Genomic DNA, 26,511 nt, shown 5'->3' on the forward strand with positions numbered 1-26,511 from the left:
GTTCAATCTTCCCACGGCCTGCGTAGCTCTCCTTCGCCGCCCAGGTGGTCCGCGCCAACGGCGCCAGTGAGATAGCGCTGGATTGTCGGCCCCAGCGCTTGGACGACGACGGCGTGCGGCGCCGAGGCGATCGGCTCCAGTTTGATCAGGTAGCGGGTCAGAATGAGCCCCGAAAGCTGCGACGCCACCAGGTTTCCGCGCCAGGATGCCTCCTCGGCGGGCACCCCAAGGCCAGCGAGAAGCGGTTTGATAGCCCGGTTGAGAATGAACTCGCGGACCAGCGCGGCACTCCATTCATGCTGCATCGCCGTCCGCAAGACGGCGACGCCGGCTGCCCCCGCCGGCGAGTCCCATACGGCGAGGAAGCGCGTCACCAGCCGCTCCCCGGCGCCTTCCCGTGGCCCGCCCAGGACAGCCGATATGTGATCCTTGGGATCCACGGGTGATTCGAGCGCAGCCATGAACAGCTGCTCCTTGGTGCCGAAATGATGGTTGATCATGGACGGATCCACGCCGGCCTCGGCCGCGATGGCCCGGACCGTTGCGGCGTCATATCCTTTGCGGCTGAACTGTTCGCGGGCCGCCCGGAGAACCGCGTCCCGGCTGCTCACTTGTCCCGGGCGGCGCCCCCTGTTCACACCGGCTTCCGGTTCACAGCGGCCTTCCGGCGCGCGAAGTCCGGGGCGTGCTCCGGCCGCGGGCCGAAGGCGATCATGAGGGCTGGAAGTTTCCGGAACCAGGGAACGTGGAGCGCGACAAAGACCACCGGACTCGGCGGGCCCATCAACTGGCCTTTCACTGCGGGGCCGAAGACCGCTTTCTGGATGAGAAGCTGTGCATTCTGGATCACCACGGTGGGGAACCAGCGCCGCTTCTGCACCGAAGCGAGATCTGCCTCGCCAAGGGTGCCTTGAAGCAATGGGCGGGCGATGCGCTGGGCCGCGGCGACGGCGTCCTGGATGGCGAGGTTGATCCCCACACCGCCTGCTGGAGACATGGCGTGTGCGGCATCTCCGATGAGGAGGAGACCAGGTTTGTGCCATGGCTTGATCCGGTTGAGCTTCACATCGAGCAAATGGAGATCGTCCATGGATCTGATTTCGTCTACGCGGTCTGCCAGATCCGGGCGGATGCGGGCCACGCGTGCACGGAAGCTTTCCACGCCTTCGGCGCGCAATTGCGGGTCCTTGCCCTTCTCCGCGAGGTAGGCGATCTGGTAAAAGTCCTTGCGGGTCAGGCTGAGGAGCACATCGGAGCCGGAGAAGCGGGGCATGATCGAGGCCAACTGTTCCTGCTCGTCCGCGTGCCGGGAGAGCCTGAACCACCAGGTGTCGAAGGGCACGGGGAACTCGCGGGGGACCAGTCCTGCCTTCTGCCGGAGCACCGAGCTGCGGCCGTCGCATGCCACCGTCAACGTCGCGCGAAGCTCCCCTGTTCCGGTTTCGACGCCGGACGCCGCGTCCCGGGTGCGGTACGCCACGCCGGCGACCTTCCCGCCGTCGTCGTACAGCAGATCCGTGGCCTCAGTGTTCATCCGGAGCGTGAACTGCGGCTCTTGCTGCGCGGCGTCCACCAGGAAATTCAGGAGGTCCCACTGCGGAACCATGGCTACGTAATCGTAGGGTGGCTTGAGGCGGTCGAAGTCGGCCAGGGTCACTTCCTTGCCGCCCGTGGGGAGTTTGAAATTGCCGAGCTTGCTTTGCGGCAAGGCCCGGAATCCTTCGCCCAGCCCAAGCTCATCCAGGAGTCGGATGGTGGAGGCGTGCACGGTGTCGCCGCGGAAATCGCGCAGGAAATCGGCATGCTTTTCGAGGACGGTGACCTCGACGCCGGCCCGGGCCAGAAGGAGTCCGAGCATCACCCCGGCGGGTCCCCCGCCCGCGATGACACATGTGGTGCCTTCAGGCTGGTTCATGGCCACTCCCGGAGTTGAAGTTCATTGTTGCGACTAATTCAACAAGCGTTGAATTAAGTGTGCACCCGTGGGGAAATCGTGTCCAGAGGCGCCCCTCGCCCTCCGATCCTCGCTCACATATATCCCCTTTTCCGGCGACGCTCGCTCACATATCGCGTCAAGGCGCCCAAAGTGAGCGAGCCTCTACTACCCGCGCAGCCGGTGCAGCATGAGTGCCACGTGCAGCGAGGTCCGTGATTCCGCGTCCTCCAGATCCACCGCCAGGAGATCCTCCAGCTTGGCCAGACGGGCGTACAGGGTCGGGCGGCTCAGGTATCCGCCGCGTGCCATGGCGGCCTTGTTGCCTCCGGATTCCAGATACCGGCCGAGCAGCTCCAGGTAACCGGGCCTGCCTTCGGCTTCGGCCTGCAGCACGGCCGCGAGCTCGGATTCCACGAACTGCTGGACCCGGGGATCACTGCGGATCAGGGCCAGGAGGCCGCGGAGCCGGATGTCCGTGGCGCGGTAGTACGGTTTGCCTGGCTCGCGGAGGGTGGCCGCCGTTTCGGCAACGTGCGCGGCCTCGTCGATTCCGGCCGCCGCTTCCAGAAGCGAGGAGCGGCAGCGCCCGACGCCGATGGTCCAGTGCGGGGCGAAGTCGCCGCCGTGGGCGTGCAGTGCGCCGGCCAGGCGCTGCAGCGCGGTTTCCTCGAGCTGCCGTGCCGGGAGGGCAAGGATCATTCCCACCGAGCCTGAGTGGATGCTGGCCGTCAATCCGCTGCTGGCCGTGGATTTCAGTGCCCTGGCCAGCGTTTCCAGCAAGACGCGTTCCTCTTGCTGACTTGCCAAGGGGTCGCCGGGAAAGGGGGCCGCGGCGGGAAGCTCCGTCCGGAACACCACGGGAAGGTAGTACGGCGATCGTTTCAAGCCCAGCGCGCCGGCGCGTGCGAGGGCTTCTGCCTCGCTCAGTCCGCGCGGCTGGCGAAGCGCGTTGAGCAGGCCGGACTGTGCCTGTTGGGTAAGTTCGCGCTGGTCCCGTTCGGCAAGGCGGTTGATGGCGAGGGTTTGCGCGGCCCGCTCAAGGACCATGACCGCCATGTCGTCGTCACCTCCGGCGCGCTGGGGCACCGGAACCACCAAGCGTCCCCAGAGCTGCTGACGCACACCGACCGGGACCTGCAGCCATCCCTCTGCGCCGACCCGCTGCTTTGCCGAACCATGGGCCTGCGCCGGCGAAGGGGTGGTCCGTGATCTCCGCTCCCAGTCGTCCAGCAGTTCCGTGGTTGCCAGGTGGCGTGCGGAATAGGCAAGGACGAGATGTTGCAGGTCCTCCAGCACCACCGGCGCACCGATCATCGCGGCCGCCGTTTCCACTACTTGCTGCGTTCCGGCGCTCTCAAGGCTCAACACGGTGAATGCCTCATGGACGTCGCGCGCACGCTCCACCCGTTCGAGCTGCTCGGCAACGATCAACCGGTGAACGATCTCCGTGACTTCCACGAAGCGCACGCGACGCCGGACGATCACCACCGGCATCGAAGCCGAGCGGGCAGCGGACCGCAGTGCCGCCGTCGTACGCTCGCGGGGTGCGGTGAGTTCCACGACCAGGCCCGCCGCTCCGGCGTGCTCCAGCGAGCGGATGTACGACGCCGCGCGGCCGGGTTCCTTGTCAAGCTCCAGGCCGGTGGTCAGCACCAGTTCGCCGCCGGAAAGCAGGCCTGTCAGGTCCAGGATCTCGCTGACGTGAACCCAGCGCACAGGCTCGTCCAGCCTGTCGGCTCCGCCCAGGACCTCCGGGTTGGCGCCGCGCACGACGGGAAGGTCAAGGATCACGCGAAGGGAGGGCAGCATTTACAAAGTGTAATCCTCACGTGGAATTTCTTTACACATCGTCTCTTATGGGAGCGACGTGGTGCGGACAAACTGGTCTCAACGCAGAAGCGAGCACCTCGTTCAGCAACAACGCCCAGGAGAACCCTTGAACACGATCGAGCACTGGATCAACGGCAGCTACGTCCCGGCCGGGGAGCGCACCGCCCCCGTGAGCAACCCCGCTACGGGCAAAGTCACGGCACGGGTGGCTTTGGCGAGCGTGGAAGACGGCAACGCCGCCGTCGCCGCCGCCAAGGCCGCCTTCCCGGCATGGCGCGATACGTCCCTCGCCCGGCGAACCCAGATCCTGTTCTCCTTCCGCGAGCTGCTGAACTCCCGCAAGAAAGAACTCGCCGCGATCATCACCTCAGAGCACGGCAAGGTCCTGGACGACGCCCTGGGCGAGGTCACGCGCGGGCAGGAAGTGGTGGAGTTCGCTTGCGGCATCCCGCACCTGCTCAAGGGCAGCTACACGGAGAACGCGTCCACCAAGGTGGACATCCATTCCATCCGCCAGGCCCTCGGTCCCGTGGCGGTCATCAGTCCCTTCAATTTCCCGGCCATGGTGCCCATGTGGTTCTTCCCCATCGCCATCGCCGCCGGAAACACGGTGATCATCAAGCCGAGCGAAAAGGTCCCCACGGCCGCCGTGTGGATGGCCGAACTGTGGAAGGAAGCCGGACTGCCGGACGGCGTCTTCAACGTATTGCACGGCGACAAGGTGGCCGTGGACTCACTGCTCACCCACCCGGACGTGAAGGCCGTCTCCTTCGTGGGTTCCACCCCGATCGCCAAGTACGTCTACGAGACCGCTACCGCGAACGGCAAGCGCGTGCAGGCACTGGGCGGGGCGAAGAACCACATGATCGTCCTGCCCGACGCCGATCTCGACCTCGCCGCCGACGCCGCTATTAACGCCGGGTTCGGTTCTGCGGGCGAACGCTGCATGGCCATTTCGGCGCTGCTTGCCGTCGGGGACATCGCCGATGAACTGGTAGCCAAGATCGCCAGCCGCGCCCGCACCTTGCGCACCGGCGACGGCCTGCGCGGCTGCGACATGGGCCCGCTCGTCACCGCCGTGCACCGGGACAAGGTGGCCGGCTACGTGGACGCCGGCGAAGCGGCGGGTGCCACGCTCGTCGTCGACGGCCGCTCGGTCATGCCCGACGCCGAAGGCGACGGCTTCTTCGTCGGCCCCACCTTGTTCGACAACGTCACGACGGACATGTCCATCTATCGCGACGAGATCTTCGGCCCGGTGCTCTCAGTGGTCCGCGTGGACAGCTACGACGAGGCCCTCGCCACGATCAACGCCAACCCCTACGGCAACGGAACGGCGATCTTCACGAACGACGGCGGTGCGGCCCGCCGCTTCGAGAACGAAGTGGAGGTGGGCATGGTGGGCATCAACGTGCCCGTGCCTGTCCCGATGGCCTATTACTCCTTCGGCGGCTGGAAGAACTCCCTGTTCGGAGACACCCACGCGCACGGCACGGAGGGGGTCGGCTTCTTCACCCGCGGCAAGGCCGTCACCACCCGCTGGCTTGACCCCAGCCACGGCGGCATCAACCTCGGATTCCCGCAGAACAACTGACCAGACTGCCTCCTCCAGGAACGGAATCAATCATGACCTCGACAGTAGATACGCCCCTTCAAAGCGACATCGACTCCGCACGCCGCGCCTACGAGCTGGACCGCATGCACGTGTTCCACTCGTGGTCCGCCCAGGATCTGCTGGACCCCATGGTCATCTCGGCCGCCGAGGGATCGCACGTGTGGGACGGCGAGGGCAACAAGTACCTCGACTTCTCTTCCCAGCTGGTCAACACGAACATCGGACACCAGCACCCCGCGGTCGTCGCCGCCATCGCAGCCCAGGCAGCGAAGCTATGCACCATCGCACCCAGCTACGTCAACGAGGCCCGCTCCGAAGCAGCCCGCCTCATCGCCGAACGGACCCCGGGCGAGCTCAACAAGATCTTCTTCACCAACGGCGGGGCAGACGCCAATGAGCACGCCGTCCGCATGGCCCGGCTGCACACCGGCAGACAGAAGGTCCTTTCCGCCTACCGCTCCTACCACGGCGGCACCCAACTCGCCATCAACATCACGGGCGACCCCCGCCGCTGGCCCAACGACAACGGCTCCACCGGCACCATCCACTTCTTCCCGCCCTATCTCTACCGCACCGTCTTCCACTCCACCACGGAAGAGGAAGAGAGCCAGCGCGCCTTGGAGCACCTCGAGCAGCTCATCGAATTCGAGGGCCCATCCACCATCGCGGCACTGATCCTGGAATCGATACCTGGAACGGCAGGAATCTACGTGCCCCCGGCCGGATACATGCAGGGCGTCCGGGCGCTCTGCACCAAGTACGGCATCGTGTTCATCGCCGACGAGGTCATGGCCGGCTTCGGCCGCACGGGCAAGTGGTTCGCCGTCGAGCATTTCAACGTCGTCCCGGACCTGCTGACCTTCGCCAAGGGGGTGAATTCCGGGTACGTGCCGCTGGGCGGAGTGGCGATCAGCCCGGAGATCGCGGCGACGTTCGGCAAGCGCGTGTACCCCGGCGGCCTGACCTACTCCGGCCACCCCTTGGCCACAGCCGCAGCCGTCGCCACCATCAACGCCATGGAACGCGAGGGCATAGTGGAACACGCTGACCTGTTGGGCGGGACGGTGATCGGGCCTGCCCTTGCCGGTTTCGCCGCACGGCACAAGTCCGTGGGCGAGGTCCGCGGCAAGGGCGTCTTCTGGGCACTCGAGTTGGTCCGCGACCGTGAAACCCGGGAACCCCTGGCCGCCTATGGCTCCTCAAGCCCGGAAATGAACCAACTCGTGGCCGCCTGCAAGTCCCGCGGACTCATCCCCTTCGCCAACTTCAACCGCATCCACGTAGTCCCGCCGTGCAACATCAGCGTTGACGACCTCGAGGCCGGCCTGGCAATCCTGGACGACGTGCTGGACATCGCCGACGGACTGGTTCCCTAAAGCTGTAGTTCCCTGGCGTCAGCCGGCCGCGGTCAGGAACGACTTGAGCAGCGGGCCGCTGGTCGTCGCACCGAGGCCACCGTCTTCCACGAATACTGCCACTGCCAGGTCTCCATGCACTGCGACGATCCAGGCGTGTGTCTTGGGCGGGTTCTCGTTTCCGAATTCGGCCGTCCCGGTCTTCGCACCGACGGGCGCCCCGGGCACCGACGCGAGGAAACCGGCGTGGCCGGAGGTCACCACGGCCCTCATCATGTCACCGAGCGCGGCTGCCTCCGCCGGGGTGACCGGCTTGTCGGACGCCGGCGCGGAGGGCAAGGCCGACGACGACGGCGGCCCGGACGCCGTCGTCGTGGCACCCGCTGAGACTGAGCCGGGGTTCAGGACGAGTTGCGGCGACACCGGAGCGCCATGGGCCACCGAGGCGGCCATAATCGCTGCGGCCAGCGGGGAAAGCAGCACTTTGCCCTGGCCAATCATCGAAGCTGCGTGCTCGGTGCCGTCTGCATTTCCCGGTACTGAGCCCAAGAAAGCCTCGGCCCCCAGCTTCGGGGCTTGGACTGCCACTCCCAATGAGGTTGCCGCCGACTCAAGCTGAGCTTGGCTTACCTTGTCCCGGGAACTGATGAAGGCCGTGTTGCACGAATGCGCAAAAGCGTCCCGCAGAGCGACAGAGCCGAGCGACGACTCTGGATAACCTTCGGCGTTCTTGAAAGTCCGGCCATCCACGGTAATTGTTGGTGTGCACTCAACCTTGGAATCGGGCGTCATTCCATTGCGGATCAAGGCGAGGGAATCGACGATCTTGAACGTGGAGCCCGGCGCGTACTGGCCGAGCATTGCCGTGTTGTAGCCGTTGCTTCCGGGGCCGGAAGCCGCTGCGAGGACGGCGCCGGTGGAGGGGCGGAGCGCGACAATTGCCGAAGCCGGGCCAACGCCGGCCAAGGTGTCTTCGGCGAGTTGCTGCAGGCGCGGATCCAGGGTTGTCTTCAGCGGATCGCCAGGCTTGGCGTCGACGGCAAAAAGCACCCGGCGTGGGTCGGGCTTCGCGGCCTTGATCTGGTCGTCGGTCATGCCTTGCGGACGGGCCTTGATGGAGACCCCATCCTGGCCACGAAGCTGGGCGTCGTATTGATCCTCCAGGCCCCCGGTCCCGACGACGTCTCCCGCTTTGAAGGCACCCCCTGCCTTTTGGATCTGTTCGGCGCTTGCCTCAGCGACGGTACCCAGCACAGCACGGGCGAAGGTGCGTGTCGGTGCCAAAGGCAGTGAATCGGGAATGCCACGGGCACCTGGAATAGCAGCAATCTGCTGGTCCGTGATCGTCCGGCCGTCCTGACGCAGGGTGATGGCGCTGACGAAAGCCTGCGGGCCGGACGCCTGGACTTGTTTCACATACGCCGCTTCATCCACGCCGACCAGTTGCGCCAGCTTCGCCGCTGAAGCAGCGGGATCCGCGGCTCCGATCGTAGTCTTGTCGATGCCGACGTAAACCACAGGACGGTAGCTGACCAATTTCGAGTCCCCTGCGCCGAGGATCTCGGCCCTGGTTGGCGCAGTGACGGTCTTGTCCAGGACTTCGCCGTCCTTCAAGTCCGGCTCCAAGAGTGTTGTAGTCCATTGGACGGCCCATTTGTCGCCTGATTTCTTCAGTGCGGCCTGGGAGGTGTACTTCCACTCCGCAGTTCCGATCTTCCACGTGAAGTTGAGCGGGACCGACGCTTTGTCGCCGTCGAGCTTCACCGCACCGCTTTCAACGGAAGGCTTGGCCGGATCGAGGGCCGCAAACACCGCCTTGAGCTGCTCGTTTGCCGCTGCGGCGTCTTTGCCGTCAACGGCGAGCGATCCGACGTCGAGCGCTGCCAGGGACGACGCGAGCTGCTTGGCAGCGCCTTCCGCCCCGGAGCGGCCGTCATCACAAGCGGTCAGCGACCCAGCAATCATCAGGGCGGCAAGCCCCAGGACAATGTTTTTAGTTTTCCCCATTTGCGCCATTATGCCTTCTTGGGCCGACAGGAATGATCCAAATCACAGCACGTTGCGCTTTTGTGATGCTCAAGAGCTGCGCGCCGACCCTACTGGCTGCGGATGATCCTGCGTTGAGTCGCCACCGCGATGGCCGCCGTCCGGTTGTCGACGCCCAGCTTGCTGTAGATATGCACCAAATGGGTCTTGACCGTGGCCTCGGAGATGAAGAGTTCCCTCGCCATCGCACGGTTGCTCATGCCGGTGGCCAGGAGCTCCACGAGTTGGACTTCGCGCGCACTCAGGGCATGCACAGGATTGCGGATCCTGCCCATGAGCCGCGCGGCAACCTCGGGAGCCAGGGCCGTCTGACCCGCTGCAGCAGATACCACGGCCTGCCGGATTTGCTCGGGTGGCGCGTCTTTGAGCATGTATCCGCTGGCACCGGCTTCCACTGCGGCGAGGATATCGGCGTCGTTGTCGTACGTGGTCAGGATCAGGACCGGCGGTGGGGGAGTTCCGGCTTCACCGGCTTTGATCTTGCCTGTGGCGGTGACGCCGTCCATTCCCGAGCCCATTTGCAAGTCCATGAGAACCACGTCCACGGGTTCGCCGAGGGTGTGGAGCTTCGACAGTTCCGCCAACGCGGCTCCGCCGTCGGCCGCCTCCGCCACCACTTGGACTCCCTCGAAGTCTGCAAGCATGGCGCGGAGCCCCGCTCGGACCACGGGATGATCGTCAACCAGCAAAACCCTGATGTTGGTCATGGGGACGCCTCCAGAGCTGCGCTGCCAGCAACCAGCGGAAGCCGGATTGCCACCACAGTCCCCTCGCCGGGAGCCGACTCGACCTCGAGCGTTCCATTCAGCGCGGCGAGCCGTTCGCGCAGGCTCTTGAGCCCGACGCCGGTTCCGTCACCGCGGGCTGCCGCGGCGGCGGCCGCTGCGGGGTCGAAGCCCGCACCGTCGTCGAACACGTCCATGGTCACCTCGGCGTCCAGGAAGGAGAGAGTGACGACGGCGGTCCTCGCCTGGGCATGCGCCCACACGTTCGCTAGGGAAGACTGAGCCGCGCGCAACAAGGTGGTCTGGTAAGGGTTGGGCAGCGGCACCGGAGTGCCCTGGAGCTCGAAGCGGCAGCGCAACGTGGCTCCGCGTGCGGCGGCCTCGGCCTCGGTCTTGGTGCAGAGACGCCGCAGAGTGTCCGCCAAGGAGGATTCGACCAGTTCCGGGGACCCGAGTCCCCGGACAAAATTGCGGGCCTCCGCCAGGTTGCTGGCTGCTGTCTCCCGGACTGTCCTGAGTCGGTCGCGGGCAGCGGCGTGGTCACCGACGTCGAGGGCTTTCTCCGCCGAGCGCCCCATCAGGACGATGCTCGAAAATCCCTGCGCCAGGGTGTCGTGGATTTCGCGGGCGAGCCTTTCGCGCTCAGCCAGCACGCCGGCGTCGTGCTGGCTACGTGCCAGCTCGGCCCGGGTGCGGCGCAATTCCTCGGCGGCGAGGCGTTGGTTCTCTGCCTCCACGTAAAGCGCCCGATACGCCAGGCCGGTGACAACAGCGAACGCGGCCCCGAAAACAGGCCCGAGGACCATGGCAAGTTGCAAGGCATCCGCCCCGGCACCACGGTTATGGAACCACATGGCCGCGATCAGGAGTGCGGTGCTTGCAGCTATCGCGGGCAGTGCGAAGCGCCGCGGCAAGATATGCAATTGCACGAAGAACAACGGGAAAGCTATCCAAGCGAAGTCCGGAGTGATCAGCATGAGCAGCAGCCACAGGAAACCAACGACGGCGAGCCACCAGCGCGCATATGGCTTCGGATCGAAACGCTCGGAATTGCCGGCGTGTCTCTTTTCTAGAACCGTCCCCAAGAGGTAGACGGCAGCCAATAGCAGGGCAAGACCGAGGCCTGCCCAAGTGGCGAATGCCGAAAGGCCCGCGACCGCAAGCCTGACGACTGCCACCAAGAGAAGCACCGCAAAACCGACGTGCAGGCTGACGCGCAGGACACGCAAAATCACCGCGGAGCCACTGGGCTGCGCCGGCTCTCCGGGCTGCGCCGTCTCTTTGGGCTGCGCCGTAACGCTGGGCTGCGCGGTGGCTCGCGGCGAATCGTCTCCCTGCATGCCTTCCAGCGTAGCCTCGCCCTCCGACACTTTTGGCCCGGTTCCGCCGTATTCGTGCCCAATCAACCGAACGGTTGATCCGCGGGTCAACCAAGGCGATCGGATGGGTCCATCCACTTCCCGATGCTTCACGCGTCCCCTGCCCGGAGAGTTGAAACAAGACCAGAAGATCGCCTCCGAACCAAAGGAATTCCATGTTTCTCGCCGTGCGCGACATCCGCTTCGCCAAGGGCCGCTTCGCCCTCATGGGAAGCGTCGTCGCCCTCATCACACTCCTCCTCGTCATGCTCTCCGGGCTGACGGCGGGCCTCGGCAACCAGTCGACGTCGGCCATTGCAGCCCTTCCGGCGCAGCAAATCGCCTTCGGTGCGCCGGCCGGGGGCGAGGCGAGGGCCTCCTATACGGAATCGGAAGTCTCGAACCAACAGCTGGAAGCTTGGCGGAACCGGCCGGGGGTTGCTTCTGCCGAAGCCGTTGGTATCAGCCAGACGCGGTTTCAGTCCCTCGATTCCTCCAATAATGCTGCCGGCACTGCCAACGTCGCAGTCTTCGGGGCCGACGGCGGCATCTCGCCAGTAGCGGTCAAGGAGGGTGACGCGGTGGTCGGGGAGTCCTTGGCGAAGGAACTCTCTCTGAGTACCGGGAGCCGGGTGACGGTGGGCGGTACCGAACTGACGGTTTCCGCCATCACCCAGGATGAGTGGTATTCGCACACCGCAGTCGTCTGGACCTCCCGGGCTACGTGGCAGAAGCTTGCGCATATTCCTGCAGGGGAATCGATTGGGACGATCCTTGCCGTGACGTACGACGCCGGAGCCACCGTGGACCTCGACGCCGCCAATGCGGCGGCCGGCACTGTCAGCGCCACTCCGAATGGTTCGTTCCAGGCCCTCGGCTCCTACAAGAGCGAAAACGGCTCCCTCATGCTGATGCAGGCTTTCCTCTACGGCATCTCGGCCCTTGTCATCGTGGCATTCCTGACCGTCTGGACTGTTCAGCGCACCCGCGACATCGCGGTGCTTAAGGCCATGGGTGCCTCGTCCGGCTACGTGGTGCGGGACGCCCTGGTCCAGGCGGGAATCGTCTTGCTCGCCGGCGCGGGACTCGGTGGCGGCCTGGGCGTGCTGGGCGGCTTCTTTGCTGCCAAGGCGGCCCCGTTCCTCGTGACTCCGCTGACTACGCTCGTCCCGATTGCCGGGATCGTGGTCCTTGGGCTTGGCGGTGCGGCGCTGGCGGTACGCAGCATCACCAGAGTGGATCCACTCATTGCCCTCGGCGGCAACTAGGCCAATCCACCCCCAAATATTCCACGAAAGGCATATCAATGAACCCCGTACTCAACCTCGTGAACGTCACCCTGGAGTATCCGGACGGCGATTCCACCCTCAAGGCCCTGGACTGCGTAAATCTCAGCGTGGACGCCGGCGAATTCTTTTCCCTCGTGGGCCCGTCCGGCTCCGGGAAGTCCTCGCTCCTGGCAGTCGCGGCGACATTGGTCCGGCCGGGTTCAGGGCTCGTTATCATCGACGGCACGGATGCCACAGGACTCAAGGACACCGAACTCACTTCCCTGCGCCGGGAGAAGGTGGGCATCATCTTCCAGCAACCCAATCTGCTTCCTTCGCTGACCGCCGTCGAGCAGTTGATCATCGGCGACCATTTCCGGGGGAAGCCGGCCAAAGCGGCACGCAAGCGCGCTACGGAACTGCTCGACGTCGTCGGGCTTGGGAGTTCTCTCAACAAGCGGCCGCACCAGCTCTCAGGAGGCCAGCGGCAGCGCGTGAACATCGCGAGGGCGCTCATGGGCCAGCCCCGAGTGCTGCTTGTCGACGAGCCGACGGCAGCCTTGGATCACGAGCGCAGTGAATCGATCGTGCGGCTGCTGCGCCAGGTCACGGACGAGTTCGCGACGGCCACCGTCATGGTCACGCACGACACCGAATTCCTGCCGCTCACCGATTCGGTCGCAACCATGCGGGACGGGCGCCTCGGTGTGGGCGTCCCCGTCGGAGCACCCAACTGACTCGCAGTTGTTGTCGTTATGAGGCCTCAAAACGACAACAACTGCGAGTCAGTTGGGCAAGAAACGAAGGGTCAGCCCCCGATGACAGCCTCGTCCTGGGCATCGTCATAAGCGTCGCGAGCCTTGAGAATGCTGGGCACGTGGTCCTCGGCCCAAAGGCGCAAGAGTGTCAATGGTTCCAATAGGGATGCTCCAAGTTCGGTCAGTTCATAGTCAACACGCGGGGGCACTTGCGCGTGGACAGTCCGGGTGATGAGACCATCGCGCTCCAAGGTGCGAAGGGTCTGGGTCAGCACTTTGGGCGTCACCACGTGGACCATCTTGCGAAGCTCGGAGAAACGGATGGGGCCGTCCGCGAGGACCTGGACCACCAACGAGGCCCATTTGTCTCCGATGCGCTGAAAGATCACTCGGGACGGGCAATCAGGGTCGAGGACGTTTGCTGGCAGATCATTGGTATCCATGAGGTAACTAAGTTCCTTTGAAGCTATCAGTATCAATTAGATACTGTTTTTCGTATTGCAAGGATAGCAACCCAAGGAGAGTCATGAAAATCGCAGTTTACGGCGCAACAGGCATGGTCGGAAGCCAGATCGTCAACGAATCCCTCACCCGCGGCCACGAAGTCACTGCCATCTCCCGCAAGGGCTCAGAGGTTGCCGGAGCGAAGGCCCTCGCTGCCGATCTCGCTGATGGCCAGAGCTTCGCGGAGATCGCCAAAGAGCACGACGCCGTCATCCTCGCCACCGGCCCGAGCCGCACCGGCGGCGACCACGGAGAGTGGCTCGCGGCAATGGACACCGCCTACAGCAACGCAGAAGGCACGCGCCTCATGATCGTCGGCGGCGCAGGCACGCTGGAGATTGACGGCGTTCGGCTCCTCGATTCGCCCGACTTCCCTGGGGCCTACAAGGCCGAGGCCACCACCGCGGCCGCAGCTTTCGCCGCCGTCAAGGAAGCTCCCGAGAGCTTGGACTGGACCGTACTCGCACCCGCGCCCGTCATCCAGCCAGGTGAGCGCACAGGAAAGTACTCCACTGCCAAGGATTCCCCAGCCGGCAACACCATCTCCACGCAGGACTACGCCGTAGCCATGCTGGATGAGATCGAAACTCCGGCCCACCGCCGCGCCCGCTTCACAGCAGCCAACTAACCCAACGCCCGCTCACATCTGACGGCCCATTTGCCAACGCCGCTCACATATAAGGGAAAAACACCGCTCGCTCCTGCAGATTATCTGCAGGAGCGATCCGTCGATTGGGCTCATAGGTGAGCGAGCGTTTGGGATCTTTCCGGCATAGGTGAGCGAGCGTCCCGGATTTCGACGGCATAGGTGAGCGAGCGTCGGGGGGTGGTTACGCGCCTAAGCCAAGCCCGGGTATCTGCAGGCCGAACATGTCCTTCAAGGCATGTTTAGCGGCGTGGTACCCGGGCATTCCTGTCACTCCGGGCCCAGGGGGCGTGGACGAGGAGCACAAGTACACTCCGGGCAAAGGGGTCCGCCACGGGACCGGGGAGAACACGGGACGCTGCACGAGCCCTCGAATGTCCATGATCCCCGCACTGAAATCGCCGCCCAGATAGTTCTCGTTGTAATCGGCCAAGCCTGCCGCCGTCGTCGTCTTCCAGCCAACCACCACGTCGCGAAAACCCGGCGCGAATTCCTCGATCCGCGACATGACCGCCTCGGCCATGTCAACGGTCGATCCCTTGGGCACGTGGCAATAGGACCAGAGGATGCGCCGCCCAGCGGGAGCGCGCCCGGGATCCACGATGGATGGCTGGGCCACCAGGACGTACGGCTTCGCGGGATGCCGGCCAGAGGCTACCAGGTTCTCGGCCTCGGCCATCGCGGCACGAGTGCCACCGACGTGAACCGTTCCGGCGGCGGCCAGCCCTGGAGCCGACCAGGGCACCGGCCCCGACAGGATGAAATCAACCTTGCATGCTGCATTCCCGAAGCGGAATGTTTCCATCGACCGCCTGTAGCGCCCGGGAAGCGCTGTACCCGCCATACGCAACAGTCCCGGGGGAGCGACGTCGAGCAGGATCGCCTTCGCCGGACGCAGCTCTTCCAAGGAATCGATCTGCGCACCGGTCTCTACCACTCCACCGTGGGCCTCGATATCCCGGACCATGGAATCGGCGATCGCCGCCGAGCCACCAATCGGAATCGGCCACCCGCCGGCGTGAGCCAGCGCACCCAGAAGGAGTCCCGCCCCCGCAGCGGCGAGCGAAGGAAGCGGCGCCACGGCATGCGCCGCGACACCAGTCAAGAGCGCTGGCGCCGCATCCCCGGAGAAGCGCCGGTTCCACCACGGCGAACCCTGCTCCAAGGTTGCCAGGCCGAGTCGTAAAGCCGCCACCGGATTGGCCGGGATCCGTAGCAGCTGATTCTGCGTCACGTCCAACACCCCGCCCAGCCGCTCTACCAACGGCCCCATCAGGCGGGTAAACGCAGCTCCGTCTGCCCCGAGTTCAGAAGCGGTCCGCTCCAGCGAGCGATACGCGAGGGCCGCCCTGCCGCCGTCGAGCGGAGTTCCGTATTGGACGTCCGGCAAACGGAGCTCCACGCGCCGCCCGAGTTCAAAATCCCGGAAGAAGCGCGAAGCCAGCGCCATCGGGTGGACCGCGGAACAGACGTCGTAGAGATGTCCCGGTTCCAGCAGTTCAGCCGTCCGTGTTCCCCCACCGATCGTCTCGGCAGCCTCGTACACCCGCACAGCCAGTCCCGCGCGAGCCATGACCACAGCGGCGGCCAAGCCGTTCGGTCCGGAGCCGACGACGGCGACGTCAGCCATCGCGTTCACCCTCGCCGCGCGTGGAAGGCAATGAATCGTGCTCAGGCTGTGCGGCATCGCCAGTCGACTTGGACGCGCCGGAGGACGCAGCTACCCGCCGCCAAGGCAACACCGATGACGCTGGACTCTTGAGGTCCACCCGGAACCAATCCTCGGCACCATTGAACTCACCGCCGTGAGGGTCATCCACACCCTGGACTCGGAGGGGATCCAGGTGGGGCTCCCAGATGTCCCACGCAACCCTCAGCATCAAATATGCCGTTACGGCCATATGTAGAATCACGGCCATGACGTAGTACGGCATATCGATGTTGTTCTGCGCCGCCCCGCCGCTGCTGATCTGACCGAGATACATCCACGTGGCGGCCCAATGCAACGCCTCGGCTGCCTGCCAGACCAGGAAATCGAGCCAGCGGGGTCTGGCCAAAGCCAGCAATGGCACTAGCCACAGGACATATTGGGGCGAATAGACCTTATTGCTCAGGACGAAGGCTGCCACTATCAAGAACGTCAACTGGGCCAGCCGCGGTCGCCGAGGCGCTGTCAAGGCCAATCCTGCAATCAGAACGCACGCAAGGAGGAACATGTCCATCGCCAAGGCGTTGATGGCTCCGGGACCAAGTTGGGACAGCCGCAGGCGTTCGGCAACGAGGTTATAGGCGAACCACAACGAGCTGTATCCGGCGGGGCGGTCCTGGGTGAAGTCGAAAAAGTACCGCCAGCCGGCTGGGTTCACCGCGGCTACCGGGGCGTTGACCGCGAGCCACGCTACCGCGGCTGACAGGGTTGTCACAAAGAGGACCCGCAGCCGGCCGCTGCGTACCGCCAGTAGGAAGACTGCACCCAGTATGAGCACCGGGTAGAGCTTGGTGGCTGTTCCCAAGCCGATGAACAGACCGGCCAGGACGGGGCGTTCCTTCGCGAAGAAGTACATCCCAACCGCGAGCATGGCCACGGCCCACATGTCCCAATTGATTAATCCGGCCAGCACGATCGCGGGTGCCAGGGCCACCATGGCAGCGTCCCACGGGCGGCGTCGGTTGATGCGTGCGGTGGCCAGAACGACCACTATCCACATGGCCGCAATGAGGGTGGCGTTGACATCGAAGTAGCCAAGGATCCGATCGGGGCTGGCACCGTGCCCTGGTACGAGCCATGCGGTGACACCCGCTATAAGCCCCGTGATCACGGGGTACTCGAAGAGGGTTTTCTGGTCGAAGAGCGGAAACACGCCATCCGCAAGGCCCCGGCTGCTGAAAAGTTCGGGGAAGTCCGAGTAACAGGTCGCGTAAAACTGTTGGGGGGTGTGCCAGCCATTGACGCGGCAATAGCCCTTGATCAGGATCGACATGAGCGCGGCAACGATCGTGAGGATGATCAGGACCCGTTCAACAGTGAAGAATCCGGGGGAGACGGCTCCAGGGGAGGACCGCCGCCCGAGGGGTCCTCCGATCAGTTCGGTGAAGTTCCCCAGCAGGGAGTCGCTACGGCTGGGAACCACAAAGCGCGCACGCCTTTGCTGGATGTGCGGCTTCGTCTCCTGCATGGAATCGAGCTTACCTTCAGCCGCCCCCGACGGCGTCGAGTCCCGCCAGGGCCGGGCCCGCCGCACCCGGCCCGGCCGCCCGTTGAGCTTTTAACCGGCCGCACCCGGCCCGGCCGCCCGTTGAGCCTTTAAAAGGCGGAAGCCCACGCATAGCCGCGTGGGCTTCCGAGGCGAACGGTCCGATGTGTGCCATCAGTCCCTCCTGAATTGCAACTGTGGGGGACACTCAGCGGATGATGCCCATTTGATGCAGGACGACGTATACGTCTTCCCGGCGTTGGTCCAACAGTTGACCGTTGAAGAGGGTCTTGTCTTTGACGACGGGCTTGCCATTGAAGACCATCAGGTCCTTGAGGCGCTTGGCCAAGGGTTCACCTCCTTTCGTCATTGAAGAGAATTGCCGGAATTTAGGCATGACAATTAAGCCCCCTGAATTCGAAGAAAAAAGCGGCAGAATTAGGCATGTGAATGCCGGGCAATAATGAGTGGATTAAGCGGATTTCGCGAATGACCGTGGACAGTACAGGAGCATGGAGCTCCGGTACGTGGTATCCAGGGGCAGCCGTCCCCAACAAGAAGCTGGTTCCGAACTATGAGGAAACTGCGCACCACGTCGATCGCGTGATACCGCTCAATGGCAGGCCAAACTCGGAGCCTGATTGCACCTTGAACTGCCCCAAATAATCAGGGCAGGAAGTACATCAGGGGGAGTTAGGCCGCAAAACGGCGTCGAGCAGCAAAGGCCGGGGTGCCAGCAACGGTCATCTTCCATCCGCTAGTCAAAGTAATCATTTTCCCAACCTCCTTTTCTGCTTTGGCACTAGCCCAGCTGACTGACTGGATAGCGCACGCCTCAATCCCGGCAGATCGCTCTGGGATCAAAAATAAAGTTACACCATGAATCGCGCTGTTGACCAGCCAATTACAAACAATTTAGAAATTAATTCTTCTTACAGTCCCCAGCGAAGAATGGCCGGCGTCCGCTTGTCCCATCCCAAGGTACAAACTTTGGCTGTTCCCAGGACAAAGTGGCGTCCTTCCCGGGCGTCCAATTCAAGCCAGCGGGCCGTAAGGATGCGGGAGAAATGGCCGTGGGCGACAATCAGGACGTTGTCCATCCCGGACTCCAGCACGCGGGCAATGATCTTGTCGGCACGGGCCGCCACGGAGTCGAGCGTCTCGCCATTCGGGACTCCATCGAACCAGATGAGGTAGTCAGGGTTGTCCTTGCGGATGAGGTCCGAGCTGATGCCTTCGTAGTCGCCATAGTTCCACTCCACGGCAAGCGGTTCATGAACGGCGTCGGGGAAGCCCGCCAACTCCGCGGTGCGCCGGGCTCGGCGCAGCGGCGATGTCAGGACCAAGTCGAAGTCGATGCCTTCCAGGATCTTGCGGGCTTCCACGGCCTGCTGCTCGCCTTCCACTGTCAAGGGAAGGTCCGTCAAACCGGTGTATTGGCCACTCTTGGACCATTCGGTCTCTCCGTGACGCATGATCCAGAGCTGAGGCCGGGAGGGCTTGGATGCAGGGTTCACTTAGGACTCCTCTGGTTCGGCGGTGCCTGTTTTGGCATCGACGGCTGGTTCCGATGAAAGTTCGACGGCGGACTCGGGTTGCCCTGACCACCACGCCAGGAGCTTGGACTCGGCCTCCTCCTGGGACAATGGACCGCTTTCCATGCGCTCCTCAAGCAGGAACTTGTAGGCGCGGCCGACCACGGGTCCGGGCTTGAGTCCCAGCAAAGCCATGATCTGCGCTCCGTCCAGGTCCGGCCGGATGGCATTGAGCGATTCCTGTTCGGCCAAGACCTCAATCCGTTGCTCAAGGTCATCGTAGGCAAAGGAAAGCCGCTCCGCCTTGCGCTGGTTACGTGTGGTGACGTCGGACCGGGTCAGTCGGTGCAGTCGCTCCAACAAAGGCCCGGCGTCTGCGACGTAGCGGCGGACGGCAGAATCGGTCCAGCCCGCGTCCCCGTAGCCGTAGAAACGCATGTGGAGCTCTACAAGCCGCGCCACGGCCTTTATGGTGTCGTTGTCGAAGCGCAGGGCCTTCATGCGTTTTGCGGTCAGCTTGGAGCCCACCATGTCGTGGTGGCGGAAGCTCACCGCGCCGCCCGGTTCGAAACGGCGCGTCGCCGGCTTGCCGACGTCGTGCATTAGCGCGGCGAAGCGCAACACAAAGTCAGGACCCGGCACCGGGCCGTCTGGACCGGTCTCGAGCGACGCGGCCTGCTCCAGGACCTGCAGGGAGTGCTGGTAAACGTCCTTGTGCCGGTGGTGCTCATCGGCTTCAAGGCGCAGTGCGGAAACCTCGGGGAGGACGAATTCGGCCAGTCCGGTATCCACGAGGAGGTCGATGCCCGCGCGCGGGTGCGCACCGTTAATGAGCTTGACGAGCTCCTCGCGGACCCGTTCGGCGGAAATGATCTTGATCCGCTCGGCCATCCCGGACATGGCGAGGCGGACGTCGTCGTGCACCGCAACGCCGAGCTGTGCCGCGAAGCGGGCAGCGCGCATCATGCGCAGGGGATCGTCGGAGAATGACGCCTCCGGTGCTCCCGGGGTGGCGAGGACCGAGGCATGGAGATCGCGGACCCCGCCGAACGGATCCACGAGCTCCAGGGAGGGCAGCCGGAGGGCCATGGCGTTGATGGTGAAGTCGCGGCGTAGGAGGTCGTCCAGGAGCGAGGAGCCGAAAGCCACCGCGGGTTTACGCGAATCGGTATCGTAGGCCTCGGCGCGGTACGTGGTGATCTCGATCTGGAAGCCGGACTTCTTCATCCCGATCGTTCCGAAGGCGCGGCCGATCTCCCAGAAATTGTCTGCCCACCTCTTGATGATGGAGAGGGTCTGGTCCGGAGTGGCGTCGGTGGTGAAATCCAGGTCCGGTGAGACACGGCCAAGGAAGAGGTCCCGCACCGGCCCGCCAACCAGCGACAGTTCGAATCCAGCGTCCACGAACCGCTGACCGAGGTCCAGGACCACTGGATCCATCTGGAAATTAACTGAAGAACTGTCCAATACTTGCGCCATAGTTCCTTAAGCTTGTCAGATTTCGCAGCGCCATCCCACCGGATCCCTGTCATTGCGCTGCGATTGCGTAGCGATGACACCGGGATCACGGCCGAACGCCATCCGCGCGTCACCGCGAGTCCATGTCCCGGTCATCACCAACGGGCAAGAGTCGTTAGAGTGGACTTCATGGCCAACCCGATCCCGAGTGCTCCTGGCAGGAGGACGAACGCACCATTGCCGTCGGCAATTGGTGCCCACGTCGCGCCCGCCCCGCACCCGGCTCAGGCTGCCCTTCCGACGGTAGAGGAAGTCTCTGCCGGCGGCGTCGTAGTGGACACGTCCGACGGCGAACTGAGGGTCGCGATCATCGCCCGCCTTAATAGGGGTGGCCGGCTCGAGTGGTGCCTGCCGAAGGGGCATCCGGAGGGCAAGGAAAACAACGAAGAGGCAGCCGTCCGCGAGATTGCTGAAGAGACCGGGATCGAAGGCAACGTCCTCGCTCCTCTCGGCAGCATCGATTACTGGTTCACCGTGAGCGGGCACCGGGTGCACAAAACCGTGCACCATTTCCTCCTGCGGGCGACGGGCGGGGAGCTGACCATCGAGAACGATCCCGACCAAGAGGCCATCGATGCCGCTTGGGTTCCACTCCAGGATTTGGCCCGTAAGTTGTCCTTTCCCAATGAGCGGCGCATCGCCGATCTTGCCCGGGAAGTCCTTCCCGAACACCTCTAACGCGGCCTTTTATACAGGCTTGACGCACCAGGCAGCCCGGCTCATGGGACGATAATGACAATGTCTGCCGCCAAAACAACCCAGTCAACCCAGTCCGGAGAAACCCGTTCCAGCGCCGTCATGGCCGCAGGGACGCTCGTTTCACGGTTCCTCGGCTTCGCCAAAACCTGGATGCTTGGCGCCGCACTGGGCCTGGGGTCGACGGTCAACGACACCTTCATCAACGCCAACAACCTGCCCAACCTGATCTTCCTCCTGGTGGCGGGCGGTGTCTTCAACGCCGTGCTTGTCCCGCAAATCATCAAAGCGAGCAAGGGCCCGGACCGCGGCGCGGACTACATCAGCCGGCTCCTGACCTTGGCCGTACTCGTTCTGTTGACGCTGACGGCGCTGGTCACGCTGGCCGCGCCCATGGTCATCGACCTCACTACGCAGGGCTATTCACCCCAGCAGAAATCGCTGGCCGTAACCTTCGCGTTCTATTGCCTGCCGCAGATATTCTTCTACGGTTTGTATGCACTCCTGACCCAGGTCCTCAATGCCAACGGCGCCTTCGGCCCGGCCATGTGGGCGCCGATCCTGAACAATGTTGTGGCCATCGCCGGACTGGGCATGTTCATCTGGATCCTCGGCGCCAACAACACCAACCCCCACACCTTGGACAATTGGGGGCCCTTCCAGACCTTCCTGATCGCAGGATTCTCGACCGTCGGCGTATTAGCGCAGACGGCGATACTCCTCGTCCCGGTGATCCGCCTGCGGCTCGGGCTCCGGCCCCGCTTCGGCTGGAGGGGCGTGGGACTCGGCCAGGCAGCGAAGTTGAGCGTCTGGACCCTCCTGACCGCCGCCGTCGGGCAGCTCGCTTTCCTCTATGTCATGAGGATCGCCACGATTCCTGGCTCCGAGCGGCTCCGCCTGGAGCACGCGCAAGACCCGGCGGCTGCCACCCTCCCCGGTAACGCGGTCCTGGAAGTCGCCAGCCAGCTGTATCTGCTGCCGCACTCGATCATTGCGCTGTCGCTCGCCACGGTGCTGTTCAACCGGATGGCCCACGCGTCCCAGGCGGGCAACAAAGCCGAACTGCGTGAAGCCCTTTCGCACGGACTGCGGACCATGGCCGTCGCCACTGTTTTCGGGGCGCTGGCCCTCTTTGCCCTCGCCGGACCGCTGGGCATGTTCTTCTCCGGCGGGAAGCCCCAGGACGGCGTCATGCTCGCCCAGACGCTGACGATCCTCGCGCTGAGCACGCCGTTCATGAGCGCCAACTTCATGATGTCCCGCGTCTTCTACGCCAACGAAGACGCCCGAACCCCTTTCTACATCCAGCTCATGCTGGCCCTGCTCAACGTTGTGGGCGCGTTCATCATCCAGTTCCTGCCGGTGGGCCAGATCATCTTCGCCATCGCAGTCCTGTACACCCTCGGCAATATCCTGTCCGTGGTCATCAGCGTCTGGTTCCTGCGGCGCCTCCTCGGCCATGTGGACGGCCCTCGGATCGCAAACTCTTACATCCGCATGGGTTACGCCGCCTTGGGCTCGGCAATCGCCGGCGCCTTGGCCTTGTGGCTCCTGGGCAGCTATCACGCTGACGGCTTCGCATGGAGCAGCAGGCCTGCCGCTTTGGTGACGGTAGTCGTCGTCGGGCCCGTCATGCTGCTTGCGTATCTGTTCCTGCTACGGGTCTTCCACGTGAGCGAGCTGCGCGATTTGCTCCGACCGGTACTCGGCCGGCTCGGCCGTGGCGTTCCGGTCGCGAAAACACCGTCCGCGGGCGGAAAGCAGACCCCGACGGCGGTCCGCGCCACCGTGTCCGACGACACCGGGCTCATTCCGCGCATCTCGGGCGAGTTCGACGCAGCATCGTTCCGTGCCGGTCCCGCCTTGCAAACCATCCCTTCCAAGGACGGGTGGGATGACGTCCGCGATGGAGCTACTGCTGAAGGGAAGGATAAGGTGGACGCTTGGTCCGACGTCGAGAAGTCATATCTGCCGGATGAAGACCTGCCCAGTACCGCACAAGGGGGCACAGGCCGCCCAGGCATCCCGCTGCCCGGCCGCCGCACCTATCAAGGGACGCTGGGAAACAACCCCTATTTCCGCGGTGGACACCGCCGCAAACGGTGACGCATCCTCGCAAACCGGGAGCCAGAACGGCCCAATCAGCTAGGATCAGAAACTAATACAGGTAGTTGCAGACCACGGGTCACCCGGCTGGCCGGATCCCGTATTCAGGACCCGCAGCTTCCGGACAGTCATAGGAGGAACCCGTGTCCCACCCGATCGATGTCGGATCAGTGCTTGGCGGCCGCTACAAAGTCACAGCCACCGTGTTGACTTCGCACGACCAGGATCTGGTGCTCGACGGCGTGGACCAGGTCCTCAACAGACCTGTCAGCATCCTCGTGGCTGGCCCCGAAAACGCCGAGCAGGTTGCCAAGAGCGCCCGCGAGGTAGCCACCGGCGAACGGCCCGGGCATGTCCAGATCCTCGATCTGGGCGTCAGCGACAGCACCACGTACCTCATCACCAACCACAGCAGCGCACCTGACCTGCTGGACCTCGTGGTGGCCACCAACCCGCCCTACGTCGAACCGTTCTTCACCGACACGCTTGGCAGCGAGATCTTCGGCCAGGCCCGGTCCCACGAACCCGAGACCTACGACGGACTGTACGACGACGAAGAGCACGACGCCGAGTACATCAGTTACGACGAAGTCGAGCCACATCCTGCCGGCGAATCACTACCACCTGCCGCGGCACCTGCGGACCCGCGCCGCCCGGTGGTTCCTCCCATGCCTGCTGGCCGGCCGGCGTCGGCCCCCGGAGGCATTGGTTCCCGGATCGCCGCGGCGGCAGCCGGAGCAGGGGCGGCTGCAGCTGCGGCCGCGGCCGCCGTAAAGGGCACCGGCAAGGCAAACAGCGACGACGGCGAAGCCGCACCTTCCGGGAGGAGCGGATCCGATTCGGCTGCCGAGTCGAGCCGGGCTGAGTCAAGCCGGACTGCCCCCCAGCAAATCCAAGCGGCGCCTGACACGCAGGCTGTACCAGCGTCCACTCCTCCGGCGCCTACCTCCGCCAATCCCGCCCAGGAATCCAAAGTCTCTCTCTGGTCCGAAGACGACTACGGTTTCATTAACGACGACGCTGGCTCCCGCGGTGCGGGCGCTTCCCGCGATACGGCCGCTGCTACCAGTGGATACAGCCGAGGAGCATCGAGCTTCCCGGCGATAGCTCGTGAGCAAGCAGAGCCCCTCGACGAGGACGAATACTATGACGAGGAGCCCGTTCGCGAGCCCCGTTCCTTCCGTTGGCTTGTGGGCGGGGTCCTTGCCGCCGTCTTGATCGTGGGTTTGATTCTGGCTGTCACCAACCTCGGCAACCTGATCCCCGGCGGGACTCCCGCAGCCAAGCAGTCCTCCACAGCGTCCCAGCCTGTGACTGGACAGCCGAGTAGCAGTGCGTCGGCAGCTCCGGTCGCAGCGCCACCGGTCATTGACGGAGTCACTCGGATGGGTGATTTCGAGTTTGCCGCGACCTATGACAAGGACTTGGTCAAGGCCTACGACGGCAATGCGGCGAGTTACTGGTCGGACATGGAGTTCGCCACTGCGGACTGGGGTGGACTCGCTCCTGATGGAGTCTCACTGCTTGTCAAGCTCAAGGCACCCTCGCAAGTGACTTCCGTCACCTTGAGCCAGTTGGGCGCTTCCGGCGGAAACATCAGCGTTTACACGAATGATCGTCCAGCGATGGACGGCGCCAAGATGGTGGGCACCAACAGCTTCACCTCACCGGAGCTGACCATGCCGTTGAGTTCCCCTGTAACGGCCCAGTACGTGATTGTCTCCATCAAGTCCCTGCCCAAACTGACCGCACCCAAGACGCGCTACGGGTTCGGCCTGCGCCTTGCGGAGATCAAGGTCCAGTAGTCGACGGCGTGCGGCCTCTTCGGCGGCACGTGAGCGTTTCGGGGACTTGTGTCTGTTTCGGGTGGTTGCAACTGTTTCGGTTGCTTGCAACCCGGGGGAGCGTCAACTCCGGTAACGGAGCCTTCGTCCTTCCATGCCGTGCGCTGCCAGAAGGTAACCTGAATGGTGGCGGATATTAGGGTCCCCGGGAACATCGGAATATTCCGTGCCGTCACAGGGTTGTGCCATGTGGCCGGCCGCAAGGATCCGGTGCATCGACTAAGAAAGAGGTTCACCCAACAGTGAGCAACGCAGAAAACACCGCGTCCAAAGTACGTGATGTCATCATCGTAGGCTCCGGGCCTGCCGGTTACACGGCGGCCGTCTACACGGCACGCGCCAACATGAACCCGCTGCTCATCGCCGGTTCCGTGACTGCCGGTGGCGAACTGATGAACACAACAGACGTCGAGAACTACCCCGGTTTCCCCGAGGGCGTCATGGGACCTGATCTCATGGAGAGCTTCGAAAAGCAGGCGGCACGTTTTGGGACTGAAATTCAGTTTGAGGATGTCACCGACTTGGACCTCGACGGCGACATCAAGTCCGTGACCATCGGCACGGGGGAGACCTTCAAGGCACGTGCCATCATTCTGTCGACCGGTTCCGCATACCGCGAACTCGGCCTCGAGAATGAAAAGCGTCTTTCCGGCCATGGCGTGAGCTGGTGTGCAACCTGCGACGGTTTCTTCTTCAAGGACCAGGACATCGCAGTCATCGGCGGCGGCGACTCTGCGATGGAAGAAGCACTCTTCCTCACCAAGTTCGCCAGGTCAGTCACCGTGGTACACCGTCGCGACACCCTCAAGGCTTCCAAGATCATGGGTGACCGCGCCCAGGCCCACGAGAAGATCAACTTTGTGTGGAACACCGCCGTCGAGGACGTTATCGGTGGAGACAAGGTGACCGGCTTGAAGCTGAAGAACCTCGTCGACGGCACCGAGTCCGAACTCGCCGTCACTGGCGTTTTCGTGGCCATCGGCAACGATCCCCGCACGGAACTCGTCAAGGGGAAACTGGAGCTCGCCGCCGAAGGCACGATTGCCGTCGAAGGCCGCAGCTCGAAGACCAGCATCAAGGGCGTCTTCGCCGCCGGCGACGTCGTCGACCCCACCTACCGTCAGGCCATCACGGCAGCCGGTTCCGGTTGTGTCGCGGCTTTGGACGTCGAGCACTATCTTGCAGACCTGCACGCCTAATCGGCACAGCAGCCATCCATTCGAAGGGAAAGAATTATGAGCAACGCTAAAAACGTTACCGACGCCAGTTTCAGCACCGACGTCCTGGCCGCTGAAAAGCCGGTCATCGTGGACTTCTGGGCAGAGTGGTGCGGCCCGTGCCGCAAGTTGGGTCCGATCCTCGACGAGATCTCGGTTGAATACGGAGACAAGGTTGACGTCGTCAAGCTGAATGTCGATGACAACCCCGCAATCGCCGCTGAGTACGGCATCACGTCTATTCCGGCGGTCTACCTCTTCAGTGGGGGAGAAGTTAAGAGCACGGTTATCGGTGCCAAGCCGAAGCAGTTCTTCGAAAAGGAATTTGAGTCCGTCCTGTCCTAGGACTTCAGGCGCCCG

22 protein-coding genes are annotated in these 26,511 nt (G+C 64.0%); 10 read left to right on the top strand and 12 right to left on the bottom strand.

The window, feature by feature from the left end:
- Positions 1-2: 2 nt before the first annotated feature.
- The 3 genes from AC1DJW_RS06630 to AC1DJW_RS06640 all read right to left on the bottom strand — a co-directional run bounded on the left by AC1DJW_RS06630 (position 3) and on the right by AC1DJW_RS06640 (position 3,745).
- Positions 3-611 (bottom strand): TetR/AcrR family transcriptional regulator, encoded by a 609-nt coding sequence (locus AC1DJW_RS06630; RefSeq protein ID WP_476901010.1) that lies wholly within the window; start codon positions 609-611, stop codon positions 3-5.
- Positions 612-634: 23 nt separating this feature from the next.
- Positions 635-1,915, bottom strand: coding sequence for an FAD-dependent oxidoreductase (locus tag AC1DJW_RS06635; RefSeq protein WP_476901011.1), 1,281 nt, complete (start codon positions 1,913-1,915; stop codon positions 635-637).
- 186 nt (positions 1,916-2,101) lie between these two features.
- Positions 2,102-3,745: a PucR family transcriptional regulator gene (locus AC1DJW_RS06640; protein ID WP_476901012.1), complete on the bottom strand. Its 1,644-nt coding sequence runs from the start codon at positions 3,743-3,745 to the stop codon at positions 2,102-2,104.
- Positions 3,746-3,872: 127 nt separating this feature from the next.
- Here AC1DJW_RS06640 and AC1DJW_RS06645 point away from each other — a divergent pair, with 127 nt between their 5' ends.
- Together AC1DJW_RS06645 and AC1DJW_RS06650 are read left to right on the top strand one after the other, a co-directional pair.
- The gene (locus AC1DJW_RS06645) at positions 3,873-5,360 is read left to right on the top strand and encodes a CoA-acylating methylmalonate-semialdehyde dehydrogenase (protein ID WP_476901013.1); all 1,488 of its coding nucleotides are present in this window, start codon (positions 3,873-3,875) and stop codon (positions 5,358-5,360) included.
- 32 nt (positions 5,361-5,392) lie between these two features.
- The gene (locus AC1DJW_RS06650; RefSeq protein ID WP_476901014.1) at positions 5,393-6,757 is read left to right on the top strand and encodes an aminotransferase class III-fold pyridoxal phosphate-dependent enzyme; all 1,365 of its coding nucleotides are present in this window, start codon (positions 5,393-5,395) and stop codon (positions 6,755-6,757) included.
- Between the two features lie 18 nt (positions 6,758-6,775).
- On the opposite strand, the gene AC1DJW_RS06655 is transcribed toward AC1DJW_RS06650, so the two are convergent.
- From AC1DJW_RS06655 to AC1DJW_RS06665, 3 genes are all read right to left on the bottom strand, one after another.
- The gene (locus AC1DJW_RS06655; RefSeq protein WP_476901015.1) at positions 6,776-8,743 is read right to left on the bottom strand and encodes a penicillin-binding transpeptidase domain-containing protein; all 1,968 of its coding nucleotides are present in this window, start codon (positions 8,741-8,743) and stop codon (positions 6,776-6,778) included.
- Positions 8,744-8,832: 89 nt separating this feature from the next.
- Entirely contained in the window at positions 8,833-9,489 is a 657-nt protein-coding gene (locus AC1DJW_RS06660; protein WP_284751023.1) for a response regulator, read from the bottom strand.
- Complete coding sequence (locus AC1DJW_RS06665) at positions 9,486-10,847, bottom strand: sensor histidine kinase (RefSeq protein ID WP_476901016.1); 1,362 nt, start codon at positions 10,845-10,847, stop codon at positions 9,486-9,488. The genes AC1DJW_RS06660 and AC1DJW_RS06665 overlap by 4 nt, the downstream gene beginning before the upstream one ends.
- A gap of 194 nt (positions 10,848-11,041) precedes the next feature.
- Between AC1DJW_RS06665 and AC1DJW_RS06670 the strand changes: the two genes are divergently transcribed.
- Positions 11,042-12,133: an ABC transporter permease gene (locus AC1DJW_RS06670; RefSeq protein ID WP_476901017.1), complete on the top strand. Its 1,092-nt coding sequence runs from the start codon at positions 11,042-11,044 to the stop codon at positions 12,131-12,133.
- Between the two features lie 38 nt (positions 12,134-12,171).
- Entirely contained in the window at positions 12,172-12,870 is a 699-nt protein-coding gene (locus AC1DJW_RS06675; protein WP_476901018.1) for an ABC transporter ATP-binding protein, read from the top strand.
- 71 nt (positions 12,871-12,941) lie between these two features.
- Here AC1DJW_RS06675 and AC1DJW_RS06680 read toward each other — a convergent pair whose 3' ends face one another.
- Entirely contained in the window at positions 12,942-13,334 is a 393-nt protein-coding gene (locus AC1DJW_RS06680) for a winged helix-turn-helix transcriptional regulator (protein ID WP_284988547.1), read from the bottom strand.
- Positions 13,335-13,417: 83 nt separating this feature from the next.
- Between AC1DJW_RS06680 and AC1DJW_RS06685 the strand changes: the two genes are divergently transcribed.
- The gene (locus AC1DJW_RS06685) at positions 13,418-14,023 is read left to right on the top strand and encodes an NAD(P)-dependent oxidoreductase (protein ID WP_459341951.1); all 606 of its coding nucleotides are present in this window, start codon (positions 13,418-13,420) and stop codon (positions 14,021-14,023) included.
- A gap of 202 nt (positions 14,024-14,225) precedes the next feature.
- Here the strand turns inward: AC1DJW_RS06685 and AC1DJW_RS06690 are convergent, their stop codons facing one another.
- From AC1DJW_RS06690 to AC1DJW_RS06710, 5 genes are all read right to left on the bottom strand, one after another.
- Positions 14,226-15,671 (bottom strand): phytoene desaturase family protein, encoded by a 1,446-nt coding sequence (locus AC1DJW_RS06690; RefSeq protein ID WP_476901019.1) that lies wholly within the window; start codon positions 15,669-15,671, stop codon positions 14,226-14,228.
- Positions 15,664-17,217, bottom strand: a complete 1,554-nt coding sequence (locus tag AC1DJW_RS06695) for a glycosyltransferase family 87 protein (RefSeq protein WP_476901020.1) — start codon at positions 17,215-17,217, stop codon at positions 15,664-15,666. Before AC1DJW_RS06695 ends, AC1DJW_RS06690 begins: the two co-directional genes overlap by 8 nt.
- A gap of 226 nt (positions 17,218-17,443) precedes the next feature.
- Positions 17,444-17,584: a hypothetical protein gene (locus tag AC1DJW_RS06700; RefSeq protein ID WP_172465581.1), complete on the bottom strand. Its 141-nt coding sequence runs from the start codon at positions 17,582-17,584 to the stop codon at positions 17,444-17,446.
- A 583-nt stretch (positions 17,585-18,167) separates the two neighbouring features.
- Complete coding sequence (locus AC1DJW_RS06705) at positions 18,168-18,752, bottom strand: histidine phosphatase family protein (protein WP_284751015.1); 585 nt, start codon at positions 18,750-18,752, stop codon at positions 18,168-18,170.
- Positions 18,753-20,249, bottom strand: coding sequence for a CCA tRNA nucleotidyltransferase (locus AC1DJW_RS06710; RefSeq protein WP_284751014.1), 1,497 nt, complete (start codon positions 20,247-20,249; stop codon positions 18,753-18,755). It abuts the gene before it with no gap.
- A 216-nt stretch (positions 20,250-20,465) separates the two neighbouring features.
- Here AC1DJW_RS06710 and AC1DJW_RS06715 point away from each other — a divergent pair, with 216 nt between their 5' ends.
- From AC1DJW_RS06715 to trxA, 5 genes are all read left to right on the top strand, one after another.
- On the top strand, positions 20,466-20,966 hold the full coding sequence (locus AC1DJW_RS06715; RefSeq protein WP_284751099.1) for an NUDIX hydrolase: 501 nt from the start codon (positions 20,466-20,468) through the stop codon (positions 20,964-20,966).
- Between the two features lie 60 nt (positions 20,967-21,026).
- Complete coding sequence (gene murJ / locus AC1DJW_RS06720; RefSeq protein ID WP_284751013.1) at positions 21,027-23,090, top strand: murein biosynthesis integral membrane protein MurJ; 2,064 nt, start codon at positions 21,027-21,029, stop codon at positions 23,088-23,090.
- Between the two features lie 143 nt (positions 23,091-23,233).
- On the top strand, positions 23,234-24,895 hold the full coding sequence (locus AC1DJW_RS06725; protein ID WP_459341947.1) for an ABC transporter substrate-binding protein: 1,662 nt from the start codon (positions 23,234-23,236) through the stop codon (positions 24,893-24,895).
- 281 nt (positions 24,896-25,176) lie between these two features.
- Positions 25,177-26,133, top strand: coding sequence for a thioredoxin-disulfide reductase (gene trxB / locus AC1DJW_RS06730; protein WP_476901021.1), 957 nt, complete (start codon positions 25,177-25,179; stop codon positions 26,131-26,133).
- Between the two features lie 36 nt (positions 26,134-26,169).
- Positions 26,170-26,496, top strand: a complete 327-nt coding sequence (gene trxA, locus AC1DJW_RS06735; RefSeq protein WP_078107075.1) for a thioredoxin — start codon at positions 26,170-26,172, stop codon at positions 26,494-26,496.
- Positions 26,497-26,511: the final 15 nt, after the last annotated feature.

It is taken from the genome of Arthrobacter sp. 05L417 (assembly GCF_056397865.1).